Genomic DNA, 12,792 nt, shown 5'->3' on the forward strand with positions numbered 1-12,792 from the left:
GTGTCAGTATTTTTGAGTGATTTTGACAAACTCTTTTCAAGGTGCATTTTCAGCCTTTAACCTAAATGCGTGAGAGCCTTAGGCTGTTTTCGCTAATTAAAAGTACTAGGTCGTCGATTTCGCAATGTAGGCCTGAGCTGACACTATCGCTTGCTGTAAATTATTGTCCAGCTCAGCGAGCACTGTTTCAGATAGTGTTTGACTCTCTTTCAAGCTTTTTTCCGCTACTGTCGCAACATTACGAAGTTCATCAGCAAAAATACTTCCAGAAACGCCTTTCAACGTATGAGCAATACGCGTGGCTTGTTCAATGTCGTCGGTTAAATGTTGTTGTAATCTTTCTGCATCTTGCGCGTGCTCTGAAACAAATACCCCCAATAGCAACAACATAGACTCTCGGTCACCGTCAAGAGTGTTCAACATCTTTGAGAAATCTATCGCCTCAGAAAGCTCCTTCCTTTGAGCTGGAGCTTGCTGCTCAGTTTCTACCTCAGTCTCCACATTCAGCGCGGTTTTGGGTTGATTAGGCACGGCTTGTGATTCAATTTCCACAGCGAGTGCTAATTCAGGTTCTGAGATGTGCAGCTCCTGCTCAACCGAGCTTTCCGTCGCCAATGACTGGGTAGTAGGCTGCAATTGACTATCCTGAGCGACACGCATTGTCCGGATCGCAATTAGGATGATTAGAGCCATCGCGACAATACTTAGCATTACTATCATTAATATTTGATGATTAACGATAAGCTTAGATTGATCCGTTCTTTGAGAAAGCTCACGCATCACCGGGTGATTTACAACTCGTTCGATTAGGAACTCAGTATTCGCAGATTGTGAGAGTAGTACCGATGCTTGAGAATTCAGAGCTAATAGCTCCAACCTATCCTCCTCTGGTAGTTGATACGCCGCACGCTGAATTTCTTCTAGACGCAGATAGACTTGTCTTGGCTCGATAGATTCATTAAACAATGTGTCCAATACTACATAAGACAATTGATTACTTAGCGCTTTTGCACTTGCACTAAATGTTGGCGTTTGCTCGCTAACTCGCGCGATAAACTCATCAAGACGAGTTTCATCACTTGCAAGCAATTCTGCCTGCTCAACAAACCGTTCTAGCAAATATACAGTGTGTGATACGTCGGAAAGTAGATCCGAGCTGGTTAGAGATTTAAGTTGAATCGCTTGCGCATGTATTAACTGAATATCAAGCTCTATCTGTTCCGAAAACTTAGAGCGATAAGGTTGAGGGAGAAAGAGAGTCTGCTGCAGCTTATTGATACTAATGGATATCTCATCCATTAAATGGTTAATTTGATCTTCTTTAGAAGTCAGGTAAACGACAACCGAAATGGCCAGCGCCCACATCATGCCAATAATGGCAACGACAGTAAAAAGACGTTTATAAGAATTCAACAACCGTTCCCCTTCCTTGGTTCTTGCGATCTAAAAAGCGCTACACAAGGCAGCGCTTTCGTTATTTTATCGGTTCCGAGTCAACTGATCTCTGAGATTAGGAGGTGTCCCCTTGATCGTCAATGTATCAGTTTCTGGATCGTAAAATACGCGCTCACCCAGTAATAGACTATCAAAGCTTAAGTTCAGTCCACCACCTGCACCAACAAATTTTGTTAGCTTGCGAACTGTGGAGCGATCTGCTGGAAAACTGTCTTCAAGATCATAGCCTTGTTCTTGAGTGTAATCTAAAAAGCTCGCGCCTTCATTACTAGGTAACTCTCCGGACAGTTCTTTTATTTGAACTTCATCACCAGTCTTCAACTGATCACTGCAGTAATCAAAGACCTGCTTCTTGTAACTAACGGTTTCATCTTTATCAAGCTGAGCATCCGCACAATAATCCTCTACCGCTTGCATCAAAATGGTATTTTGCTGTTTAGTATCCAGCCCCACCTGTGCCTGCAAAAAGTCGAGGAAGAAGTCTGCTACTTTACGACCTACCCTACCTTTGATGTAGGTAAGATAACGGTTAGAGCTTTTATCTAGGTCATAACTGGTTAGGTCAATGCGTGCGGCAATGTCCATCTTGGCGATATCGAGATAATCAATTGAACCGATGTTCAACCCTTCGGTTATTTGCAAGCTGTTGTATGAAGGCAGCAAACCAATGAACAGATAGTCGGTTGCTAAAGACTGATACTGTGCCATTACCAAGGTACCCGCTTCTGCAAATGGGTATTTAGCTAACTCAGTTTTTAGTCGCTCGGCGCTGTCTTGCGAGAATGCGTAAAAGTCTTTATCACCTTTTAGCAACTCACCCAACCAAACTTGGAAGTCACTTTCTTGAGTGAAGGAACCAAATCCTTTTCCTGCTTTCGAATTAAATACGCGATGAAGCTCAGCAACAAGGCTTTCGGTTGAATTATCGTTTGGTAAAAGGGCCTCACGGTAATGAACAACCAGTTCTTCCTGCTCATTTATCGCCAACTGGTGTAAAATAACGTTAGATAGGTTCAAACTCATAGTGAAATTATTATCGTTGCTGTTTCGTTTGTGATGCAGAGTAGGGTATCATAAGCCGCTTTCATTATCATTAGCAGAGTCTTTATGCCAATTACATCTAAATATACCGATCAACAAGTTGAAGATATCCTTTCTGAAGTTGCAGCAGTGCTTGATAAGCATGGCGCAAGTGCAGAACTTTCACTTATGATTGCAGGCAATATCGCAACCAATGTCTTAAATCAGAACGTTGCTCCTTCACAACGCCAAGCAATTGCGGAAAAATTCTCTAAGGCTCTGATTTCTTCTCTAGAAACTAAAGACCAACACTAATCAACTACGGACAGAAAAAACGGCAGATGGTAGATAGCGAAAATTCATATGGTGAACGAGTCTCACGACTAGTCGGTTGGGGACACTGGTTTGCGTTCTTCAATATTATCGCAGCTATGTTGGTTGGCACGCGTTATATCGCCGCATCGCCATGGCCAGATACACTGTTGGGGCAGATCTATCTGCTGACCTCGTGGATTGGGCATTTTGGCTTTTTAGTATTTGCCTTGTATCTTTTAGTGTTATTTCCGCTAACGTTTATTGTTCCTTCGCGCAAGCTCTTTAGGCTGCTTGCCGTTTGTTTCGCAACGTTCGGACTCACAGTCCTACTCATTGATACTCAAGCATACCAGTCAATCAACTTACACCTTTCTCCGGTGGTATGGGAGCTACTGTTCAATGACGAAAGTAGCCCGATAAGTTCGGACCTACAACATCTATTTATTGTGCTACCGCCAATATTCTTAGCGCAGTTGGCACTTTCAGAGTGGGTTTGGAAGAAACAACGTAAACTCTCCCACAAGCATGTCGGACGCCCACTCACGGCGGTGTTCTTCTTGTGCTTTATTTCTAGCCACCTGATTTTTATCTGGGCAGATGCTTATTTCTATAATCCAATTACCATTCAAAAAGCGAACTTCCCGCTTTCTTACCCAATGACAGCTAAGTCATTCATGGAAAAGCATGGTCTATTGGATAGAGAAGAATACCTTCAAAAATTGAAAGAGAATGAAGGTGCGGTAGACCTTGTTAGCTACCCATTAACAGAGATAGAGTTCAATCGTCGCTCAGAAAATTTAAACGTACTTGTCGTAAGCATTAATAACTTACGCAGCGATATGTTAACTGCGGAGACCATGCCTGTTAGTTATGGCTTTGCTCTAAACAACCAGAATTTCACTAATCACTATAGTTCTAGCAATGATGACTTTGGTGTATTTGGTTTGATGTATGGTCTGCCAAGTAGCTACGCAAGTAGCATCAAAGCTCAAGGGACTGCGCCTCTGTTTATGTCAATTCTTCGCGACCAAGGCTATAGTTTCAAACTCTATAGCGGTGATAATTTTGAAGATGATATTTATAGAGACACCATATTCCGCAAATTCCCTATGGTAGACCTAACCGTTCAGCAAGAAGGTGAAACGAACCCACCTGTCGTCTCTGACCTCACTGCCATCAAACGTTGGCAAGCTGATATTGAATCAGGGGCCGGAAAACCTTGGTTCAGCTACATAGAGCTTACGACCGTTGATAACTTCGACGCCTATCAACCACAAGGCACTGACTTATCACCGGAACAGCAGTTTATTGCTGCTTATTCTGCTGCAGCGACAGCAGCGGATGGTGAGTTTGCTAAAATATTGCAAACAATCGCTGATCAAGGGTTGATGAACAACACCGTGATTATTCTTACGTCTAATCATGGCACTGAATTCAACGAAACGAAGACGCGCAGTTGGGGCTCTAATACCAACTACAGTCAATATCAACTTCGCGTTCCTATGGTGGTCCATTGGCCTGGAAAACTGGCTGCAGACTATACCCATATGACCAGTCACCTTGACCTCTCAGCAACCATCATGCAAGACTTAAGTGGCGTGTCCACGAATGTAAAAAACTACAGCAGTGGTCGTAACTTGTTTGATGAACGTAAACGCAAATGGATTATCGCAGGGGACACTAGAGAGCTCGCATTAATTACGCCGACAGATACTACTGTTGTCGATAAATTTGGTAACTACAGCTTATACGATCACAACTATCGTAAACTAGACGATAAGAATCCGAAGCTGCCGATACTGATGCAAGGCTTCACAGAACTACAACGTTTCTACGCAAAAAGTCAGTAAATCAAGGATTTAATAACTCTGGACTCTTGACCTAGAAAATCCTCTGGTTTAGATTAATCCCATCGGACTGTAGCGCAGCTTGGTAGCGCACCGTCATGGGGTGTCGGGGGTCGCTGGTTCAAATCCAGTCAGTCCGACCATATTCAAGCCCCTAGTGAAAACTAGGGGCTTTTTACTGAAGAAATGTTTAGTTTATAGACACCCAGACCTATTTTTTAATTCAAGTGCTTATAATTGCAGCAAACAGTTAAAATAAGGGTTTACAAACAGTAAGATGCCTATTATTATGCGCATCAACAACGGAGAGATGGCTGAGTGGTTGAAAGCACCGGTCTTGAAAACCGGCATACGTTAATAGCGTATCTAGGGTTCAAATCCCTATCTCTCCGCCACATTCAAAAAAGCCGCTACTAAGTAGCGGCTTTTTTGCATCTAGCGTTTCTATACACCTACTTAACAACACGTATCAAATATCCGCAGTGTGCTTATCTACACCCATAAAGACGTGATGGTTTATACCGGACTCATGGCGCACAGTTAGTATTAATAAAATATGCAGGTCGATTGATGATTCCTATTCCTAAAAACGCACACATAATGTTGTGTGTCTTATTTAAGGTATTTTGGCTTGAGAGTTTCTGGAGATACTTTTTGCACTACGCAGTATTTGAGTTGAAGCTAGAGTTGAAGCTAGAGTTGAAGTAATTGATATGGTTGGGGTTGAGCAGTTTTCAACTGCTCAACCAGACTTGCTAAACATTATGATGTTGCCTGTTCAGGCGCATCTAACACTTCATTGTTATTTTGTGCTTCTTGCTCCGCTTCCATCTTCGCACGTTCGGCTTTAGATATGTAACGCGGTTTGTTCTTCCCTGCGCCATTCTTTTTAGCGTTCGCTTTTTTCATTCGCGCTTTATGAATCTGGTTGATTTTTTTCTTACGGTTCATCGCAGGTACTCATTGGTTCTGTGTTGGTCGTGCATCATACAGAGGTTATTGCCGTTAATCTAGGTGGTTCACATCGTCATTCTCTCCTTGGACATAACTTCCTAAATGGGTCGCAAACTGCTTGGCTTGAATCAGTGGAAGTACCGTAGACACAATGTCAGCTGGAAAGACTTTGTATTGATTGAGATCTTCAACATCAACCCAAGCTACTTGTTGAATGTACTCAGAGTCATTAAGTCCCTCTAGGTTAACTAGAGAAAGCTCTCCTCTCCATGACTCAACTAAATAAAACAACTCAACGTGGTAGCGATCGGATGAGGTCTCATGAAACTCCCGTACACACAATAACGGCCCGACGGTCACATCAAGCCCAGTCTCTTCACGAAACTCTCGCACTAACGCTTGCTTGGAAGACACATCCGAATCCTCAAGGCCACCACCTGGTGGAATCCAGTATTCTCCTGAGTATTGGTCGCGCACACGAAGCATTAGTATCTTATTATTTTGTAACGCGATACCTGCCGCTCTTATTCTGTGCTTCATTTGCCGCTCCTTTGCTGGTATGCCGCATCGATAAGTGACATGTGAATAGGAATTAAATCGCTATGCTCTGTTCGATAACCACCACCGACGACACAAGCGACAGGGATACCTTTATTTCGACAGTAGTCCAGCATCCATAAATCACGCTGGCATACTCCGTCCAAGGTCACTTGTAGATAGCCTAGTTCATCGTCCTCGTGAATATCTACACCCGCGTCATAAATAATCAGATCGGGTTGATGCAGTCGTATTGCTAGTTCAACCACCTGCTTGAAGCTTGCCAAGAACTCTTTGTCACTCGCACCTCGACTTAAAGGCACATCCATATCAGATAACGGCTTTCTCGCGGGAAAGTTCTTTTCGCAATGAAGTGATAGAGTCACTATTTGATCAGTACCTGCGGCAAGGGTCGCACTTCCATCGCCATGATGTACATCACTATCAACAATCAGTACTTTCTCCATCCCATGCTCTATTGCATTTTGCGCGGCGATAATAAGGTCATTGAACAAGCAGAAACCACTACCAAAATCGTAATGAGCGTGATGATAACCGCCACTTAAGTGAATCGCTAAACCATACTCCATCGCTTGTTGTGCTGCTAAACACGTCCCACCAGCTGAGATCAGTGTTCGTTGAATAAGCTGCTCTGTCCAAGGAAAGCCTATTCTTCTTATCTTCGCTGCAGGTAAGCTTCCTGTGACTAAACCCTCAACATAGTCTCTACAGTGAACCTGTTGCACTTGCTCTACCGTCAACGGGCTAGGTGTTTTTATGACAAAAGGAGATTCAGCCAAGTGTAAATACTTTCGCTCAACCTCTTCATACAGCAAACGGTATTTGTTGATAGGATAACGATGTCCTTCTGGCAATGGTAAATCAGAATAGATAGGGTGATAAATCAAAGGAACAACGTTGTTGTGCATCAGACGCTCTAGATTTCATTTATAATGGGAGCATCTTATCGTTAGGGAGCACATATGAAAACCGTATTCATTACAGGGGCAAATCGAGGTATTGGTCTTGCTCTTACCAAAAGATACCTTCAATCTGGCTACCAAGTACACGCCACTTATCGCAGTGCATGCAGCGCTAAGGAGCTGCTGTCTCTGGAGGTAAGTGAGTCAAACCTGTCTACATACTGCTTTGACGTCACCGATTATCCAACCTATCCACAACTTCTCGCACAGTTACCCAACCTAGATATAGTAATCAATAATGCAGGCTATTATGGCCCAAAGGCTACGGTTTCGGCAATACAGACATCGATGAGTGGCGCAAGGTGTTAGAAATAAACACCATCTCTCCGCTTAAATTGGTGGAAGCGCTGTATCCCAAAATTCAACGCTCCGCGGTTAGGAAAATTGCGTGCTTATCCTCTAAAGTTGGTAGCATGACAGAAAACACATCAGGTGGTGGGTACATCTATCGCTCCTCAAAAGCCGCACTGAACTCAGTAGTTAAGAGTTTGAGTAACGATTTAAGCCAAGAAGGTATTACCGTTCTGGCATTACATCCGGGTTGGGTTCAAACCGAGATGGGCGGTCCAAATGCTCTTATCTCAACCACAGAATCAGCATCTGGCTTGTTCAAGGTCATCGAAAACGCTGACTCCAACCAGTCAGGCCAATTTATTAACTTCGACGGTCAACCACTTCCTTGGTAGGTCATTAGTCATTCGATATTAGCTGCGGCTCTTGGTCTTACTAGGCGCTTTTTTTCCCTTACTAAAACGTCGTTTCTTAAATGCCGGTCTCTCAACTTTGGGCAAATTTCTGAGAGAGTCCGGCACAGGACCCGACTTCACTTGTTGCATAAGCTGTTCAAGGCGGTTATTGAGCTCTGCCATAAATGGCGTATAGGACTGCGTTTTCTCAGCCATGCCTTGCAGCTGAAACTCCCAGTGTGCTGTCATATCAGGATAGGTCGATTCATCAGGTAGCGCATGAATTAAACCTCTTCCTGCAGAAGTGCTAATAACTGACTTGCCCTGACGATTAAGCAACTTGCGTTTAAAAAGTGTATCAAGAATACCCGCACGCGTTGCTTCTGTTCCGATACCATCGGTATCACGTAGGATTTTCTTCAGCGATTTGTCTTCAACGAATCGGCTGATACCGGTCATAGCCTGAAGTAATGTTGCCTCGGTGAAATGTCTTAGTGGCTCGGTTTTCTTCTCTGCGATCACACCTTCGCGACAGATGAGTTCGGTACCGACTTCCAAAGGCGGAACGGCATCTACGCCATCCTCTTGTTCATTAGCAGAGTTCCCTAACAAGACTCGCCACCCAGGTTGCTGCAAGCGCTTGCCTTTAGCAATAAAACAGCCACCTTGAATATCGAACTCTAACATGGCTTCGGCGTACACCGCGGCTGGATAAAACTGCATTAAATACTGACGCGCGATCAACCCATAGATTTTCTCTTCAAACCCAGATAGCACACTGCTGGTTTTCTTTGGTGTCGGAATAATAGCGTGGTGTGCATCCACTTTGCTGTCGTTCCACGCTTTAGACTTACGACTGCTGTCCGCGTCATCAACCGCCTGAGCATGCTCTCTGCTATTGTTCTTTATTGCACTTAGGACATCATTCGCTTGGTAAAAATGATCTTTAGGTAAATATCGGTTATCAGAACGTGGATAGGTAATCAGTTTGTGCTTCTCGTACAGAGCCTGACAAACATCCAACACTTGTTGCGCGCTCATATTAAAACGCTTGGCCGCATCAATCTGTAAAGCAGACAAAGAGTACGGTAAAGGCGCATTCTGTTTTGTCGACTTATGCTCTGACTTAGTGACTTTTGCTGGCTGTCCTTGAATACGACTCGCGACATTTTCCACCAGCTTTTTATTCAGCACTCTTCCTTCTTCATCTTGCCATGGTTGGCAGGCTTCACTTGGTTTCCATTTGGCACGAATGTCAAAGGCCGCGTGCGAATCTTGGTAAGGAATCAAGGCGTATAAAGTGTAATAGTCTTTGGGAACAAAGTTCTCGATTTCTTCATCACGACGAACCACCAATCCCAACACGGGTGTTTGTACTCGCCCAACAGATAACACACCTTGATAACCCGCCTTTTGTCCGAGAAGCGTATAGGCCCGAGACATATTCATCCCATAAAGCCAATCCGCTCGTGAACGTGCTAATGCCGATACCGAAAGTGGAATAAACTCTTGATTCATGCGCATAGAATTGAGCGCTTTTTTTACCGCCGGAAGGTTTAAATCGCTAATCAACAAACGCTGAGCAGTATCTTTCTTGGCTTTCGGAACCTTACAGTAGTCGATCACCTCATCAACCAGAAGTTGCCCTTCCCTATCTGGGTCTCCCGCGTTAACAATACTGGTCGCTGTTTTTAGTAGTTTCTTTACCGCAGTGAGCTGTTTTGAAGCACTTTTTCGAGGTCTGAGTTGCCACTGATTTGGCACGATAGGCAGATCATTCAGATTCCACTTTTTATAACGCTCATCGTAGGCATCAGGCTCTACCTGCTCAAGCAGATGACCAATACACCATGTGACCACATCACCATTCCCACATTGGATGAATCCGTCGCCTTTCTTTTGAGGGTTTGGCAAAGCGGCGGCAATAGCACGCCCTAAGCTGGGTTTTTCGGCAATAAAGAGACGAGTCATAGAGAAGGGTCACTGGTATCTGAAAAAATAAAGGTAAGCTTAACTAAGCTTACCTTTAAGAATCAAGAAAAACTGTATAAATAGCCAGTTAAATATTCCGTTATAGAAACTTAACGTATTTATTTAAATCACGCTCTGGCGCTTTCATTGGTGTACATCCGGGCGTACCGACGTAGAGAAAGCCAACGATTTGATCATCACCCTCAACGCCAAACGCCCGACGAACGTGTTCATCAAACATCCATTTGCCCGAACGCCAGAATGCTTGGAAGCCTTGAGCTACAGCCGCCATTTGCATTGCTTGAACTGCACAGCCAGCAGAAAGATGCTGCTCGATTGCGGGTACCTTGTCATGTTGCGTCACTTTCGCAATGACGGTGATGACTAGAGGAGCACGAAAAGGGGCTTTCTTAGCTTTTTCAATCACCGCCTCCTCACTGCCCGCTTGAGCAGCGGCATCACTTAAGATATCAGCCAGTTTCTGTCTGCCATCACCTTGCGCCAGCACAAACTGCCAAGGAGTAAGTCCTGCATGATCGGGAGCACGCAAGCCCGCTCTAATAATATTTTCTAACGCTTCTCCTTCAGGAGCCGGTTCTGATAGTCGAGCAATCGACCGCCTATTGAGTAACAGTTCTAGGGCATCCATAACACTTCCCTTTTTGTTTGTTGTAATAACGCTCATTATAACAAAACGTTAACGCCATGACAGCAAAAGTGAGAACTGTTCTCAATGTACTTTATAGCTTGGCAGCTAATTCGACACCTTGGCGAATCGCTCTAACCGCATCCAGTTCACCAGCATAGTCAGCGCCACCAATAACATGCAATTTGTCACCAAAGCTTTGCCACTGGTCTTCGAATGGTTTTACAGACTCTTGTCCAGCGCAGATGACCACTTTATCTGCGGGTATCAACTGCTCTTCACCTTTGACAGTAATGTGCAGACCTTGATCATCAATCTTGTTATAAGTCACACCACCTAAAAGATGTACACCTCTCTTTTCAAGGGTTTTTTTGTGGATCCAGCCTGTCGTTTTACCCGGGCCTTTACCTACTCTGCCTTCTTTACGCTGCATTACCCAGACATTGGTATCGGTCACTTCTTCCGGGAATGGGAATAGACCACCTGGATGCTCGATGGTTTTGTCGATGCCCCATTCGTGTAACCAGTCATCTAACGTCTGACCATGAGGTTCAGTAATCATGCTCGCAACATCGACCCCAATACCGCCTGCCCCCATGATCGCCACGTTGTCACCTACTGGTGTCTTATCGCGAATCAATGTTTGATAGTCGATGACTTTATCTTGGTTATCGATACCTTCAAGCTTGGGCATTCTTGGCTGAACACCGGACGCCATCACTACTTCATCATATTCGCGTAGCAGGTCAGACGTCGCTTCGGTGTCAAGATGTAGCTTGACGCCGGTCTCTTCAATACGGTTGGCAAAGTAACGGATAGTTTCTCTGAATTCTTCTTTACCTGGGATTTGCATCGCTAAACGGAACTGGCCACCAATGCGGTCACTCTTCTCGAAAAGATCCACAGAATGGCCTTTTTCCGCCAACATGGTCGCACACGCTAATCCTGCAGGTCCGGCACCTACAACGGCAATGGTCTTACTATTTACGGTCTTCTTGACGATTAAGTCCGTTTCATAACACGCTTGAGGATTGACCAAACAAGTGGCGCGCTTGCCTTTGAATGCATTATCCAAGCACGCTTGGTTACAACCTATACACGTATTGATTAGTTGTGACTTGCCTTGCTCTGCCTTCGCGATAAAGTTTGGGTCGGCCAAGAAAGGTCTCGCCATCGAGACCATATCAGCGTGCCCTGATGAAAGTATCCGCTCGGCTTCTTCCGGTGTATTTATTCGGTTAGTCGTGATAACAGGCACATTGAGATAAGGACGGATTTTTTCGGTTACCCAGGTGAAAGCACCGCGAGGAACTTGAGTGGCAATCGTCGGTACTTTCGCTTCGTGCCAACCAATACCAGTATTGATTATCGTTACGCCAGCCTGCTCAAGCGCCTGGCCAAGCTGTACCACTTCTTCAAAAGTACTGCCTTGCTCGACCAGATCCAGCATCGAGAGTCGGAAAATGATAATAAACTCTTTACCCACAGCCGCTCTTACTGCTTTAACGATTTCTAACGGCAAGCGGATACGGTTTTCATAACTACCACCCCACTCATCGTAGCGAACATTGGTGCGCTTACAGATGAACTGGTTGATGAAGTAACCTTCCGAACCCATGATTTCAACACCGTCATACCCTGCTTCTTGCGCCAGTGATGCACTGTTTGCATAAGCGTCGATAGTCTTCCAGATTTGACGGCTGCTCATTTCACTAGGTGCAAAAGGAGAAATAGGTGATTTTATTTTCGATGCGCTTTGTGAAAACGGGTGGTAACCATAACGACCAGCGTGAAGAATTTGCAATGCGATTTTACCGCCATGCTTATGCACAGCCTCAGTAACAACTTTATGCGCTTTGGCATGTTTTGGCTTGCTAAATTCAGCAGCAAAAGGGGCAAGACGTCCGCGAAGGTTTGGCGCAAATCCGCCAGTGACAATCAAGCCTACTCCTCCTTTGGCTCGCTCTTCATAAAATGCAGCAAGCTTATGCAGTCCTTCCTTGTGTTCTTCAAGACCTGTGTGCATCGATCCCATCAGCACACGATTACGTAGTTGGGTAAATCCTAAATCCAGAGGCTTAAGTAAGTTCGGGTACATAGCAGACTTCACTTCCGTTGTTATAGTTGTGGTCTGACCAGAATATTATGTAAAGGTTAAAAAATCAAACTAGCGTTTACATTTTCTCAACATTATTAAAAATTTTTTCCTGAATATTTGAACTTAATCTAGTATGTTAAGTCTTTAATTTTTATTCACTTAAAACCTTGATTGAGTGATAGTGGCAACAAGCATGTACAATTACATTATTCATACAGCGAATCTGCCACGCCAACGCTACACTAGTAATTGATGTTTAGGGACAAAAACACTCACCAAT

The 12,792-nt window shown here is 44.3% G+C and carries 10 protein-coding genes, 2 tRNA genes and 1 pseudogene; 5 read left to right on the top strand and 8 right to left on the bottom strand.

Annotated elements, in window-relative coordinates:
- Positions 1–105: 105 nt before the first annotated feature.
- Positions 106–1,413, bottom strand: coding sequence for an Hpt domain-containing protein (locus tag HOP38_RS11400; protein WP_198558091.1), 1,308 nt, complete (start codon positions 1,411–1,413; stop codon positions 106–108).
- 66 nt (positions 1,414–1,479) lie between these two features.
- Positions 1,480–2,478: a nucleoid-associated protein YejK gene (gene yejK / locus HOP38_RS11405; RefSeq protein ID WP_031494007.1), complete on the bottom strand. Its 999-nt coding sequence runs from the start codon at positions 2,476–2,478 to the stop codon at positions 1,480–1,482.
- A gap of 84 nt (positions 2,479–2,562) precedes the next feature.
- On the opposite strand from yejK, the gene HOP38_RS11410 reads away from it, so the two are divergent.
- From HOP38_RS11410 to HOP38_RS11425, 4 genes are all read left to right on the top strand, one after another.
- Positions 2,563–2,790 (top strand): YejL family protein, encoded by a 228-nt coding sequence (locus HOP38_RS11410; protein ID WP_006070060.1) that lies wholly within the window; start codon positions 2,563–2,565, stop codon positions 2,788–2,790.
- Positions 2,791–2,816: 26 nt separating this feature from the next.
- Positions 2,817–4,640, top strand: a complete 1,824-nt coding sequence (locus tag HOP38_RS11415; RefSeq protein WP_198558092.1) for a DUF3413 domain-containing protein — start codon at positions 2,817–2,819, stop codon at positions 4,638–4,640.
- A gap of 63 nt (positions 4,641–4,703) precedes the next feature.
- Positions 4,704–4,780, top strand: a tRNA-Pro gene (locus tag HOP38_RS11420).
- Positions 4,781–4,941: 161 nt separating this feature from the next.
- Positions 4,942–5,032, top strand: a tRNA-Ser gene (locus HOP38_RS11425).
- Positions 5,033–5,399: 367 nt separating this feature from the next.
- Here the strand turns inward: HOP38_RS11425 and HOP38_RS11430 are convergent.
- From HOP38_RS11430 to HOP38_RS11440, 3 genes are read right to left on the bottom strand one after another with little or no spacing between them, the layout of a single operon-like run.
- On the bottom strand, positions 5,400–5,588 hold the full coding sequence (locus HOP38_RS11430; RefSeq protein WP_006070058.1) for a DUF2986 domain-containing protein: 189 nt from the start codon (positions 5,586–5,588) through the stop codon (positions 5,400–5,402).
- Between the two features lie 54 nt (positions 5,589–5,642).
- The gene (locus tag HOP38_RS11435; RefSeq protein ID WP_006070057.1) at positions 5,643–6,131 is read right to left on the bottom strand and encodes an NUDIX domain-containing protein; all 489 of its coding nucleotides are present in this window, start codon (positions 6,129–6,131) and stop codon (positions 5,643–5,645) included.
- Positions 6,128–7,057 carry a histone deacetylase family protein gene (locus HOP38_RS11440; RefSeq protein ID WP_198558093.1) on the bottom strand — a complete coding sequence of 310 codons (930 nt, stop codon included), beginning with the start codon at positions 7,055–7,057 and terminating at the stop codon, positions 6,128–6,130. Before HOP38_RS11440 ends, HOP38_RS11435 begins: the two co-directional genes overlap by 4 nt.
- Before the next feature lie 54 nt (positions 7,058–7,111).
- On the opposite strand from HOP38_RS11440, the pseudogene HOP38_RS11445 reads away from it, so the two are divergent.
- A pseudogene (locus HOP38_RS11445) lies at positions 7,112–7,797 on the top strand (SDR family oxidoreductase).
- 18 nt (positions 7,798–7,815) lie between these two features.
- Here the strand turns inward: HOP38_RS11445 and HOP38_RS11450 are convergent.
- From HOP38_RS11450 to HOP38_RS11460, 3 genes are all read right to left on the bottom strand, one after another.
- Positions 7,816–9,768, bottom strand: a complete 1,953-nt coding sequence (locus tag HOP38_RS11450; RefSeq protein ID WP_198558094.1) for a DNA topoisomerase III — start codon at positions 9,766–9,768, stop codon at positions 7,816–7,818.
- A gap of 100 nt (positions 9,769–9,868) precedes the next feature.
- Positions 9,869–10,417 (bottom strand): NAD(P)H nitroreductase, encoded by a 549-nt coding sequence (locus HOP38_RS11455; RefSeq protein WP_198558095.1) that lies wholly within the window; start codon positions 10,415–10,417, stop codon positions 9,869–9,871.
- A gap of 91 nt (positions 10,418–10,508) precedes the next feature.
- Positions 10,509–12,512 (bottom strand): NADPH-dependent 2,4-dienoyl-CoA reductase, encoded by a 2,004-nt coding sequence (locus HOP38_RS11460; protein WP_198558096.1) that lies wholly within the window; start codon positions 12,510–12,512, stop codon positions 10,509–10,511.
- Between the last annotated feature and the right edge of the window lie 280 nt (positions 12,513–12,792).

Origin of the sequence: Vibrio mediterranei (assembly GCF_013364395.1) — a bacterium.
GTDB lineage: Bacteria > Pseudomonadota > Gammaproteobacteria > Enterobacterales > Vibrionaceae > Vibrio > Vibrio mediterranei.

Coding starts and splice junctions, on each gene's coding strand:
- HOP38_RS11460 (WP_198558096.1), bottom strand. CDS start 12,512: ATGTACCCGAACTTACTTAAGCCTCTGGATTTAGGATTTACCCAACTA.
- HOP38_RS11410 (WP_006070060.1), top strand. CDS start 2,563: ATGCCAATTACATCTAAATATACCGATCAACAAGTTGAAGATATCCTT.
- HOP38_RS11450 (WP_198558094.1), bottom strand. CDS start 9,768: ATGACTCGTCTCTTTATTGCCGAAAAACCCAGCTTAGGGCGTGCTATT.
- HOP38_RS11455 (WP_198558095.1), bottom strand. CDS start 10,417: ATGGATGCCCTAGAACTGTTACTCAATAGGCGGTCGATTGCTCGACTA.
- HOP38_RS11435 (WP_006070057.1), bottom strand. CDS start 6,131: ATGAAGCACAGAATAAGAGCGGCAGGTATCGCGTTACAAAATAATAAG.
- HOP38_RS11440 (WP_198558093.1), bottom strand. CDS start 7,057: ATGCACAACAACGTTGTTCCTTTGATTTATCACCCTATCTATTCTGAT.
- yejK (WP_031494007.1), bottom strand. CDS start 2,478: ATGAGTTTGAACCTATCTAACGTTATTTTACACCAGTTGGCGATAAAT.
- HOP38_RS11415 (WP_198558092.1), top strand. CDS start 2,817: ATGGTAGATAGCGAAAATTCATATGGTGAACGAGTCTCACGACTAGTC.
- HOP38_RS11430 (WP_006070058.1), bottom strand. CDS start 5,588: ATGAACCGTAAGAAAAAAATCAACCAGATTCATAAAGCGCGAATGAAA.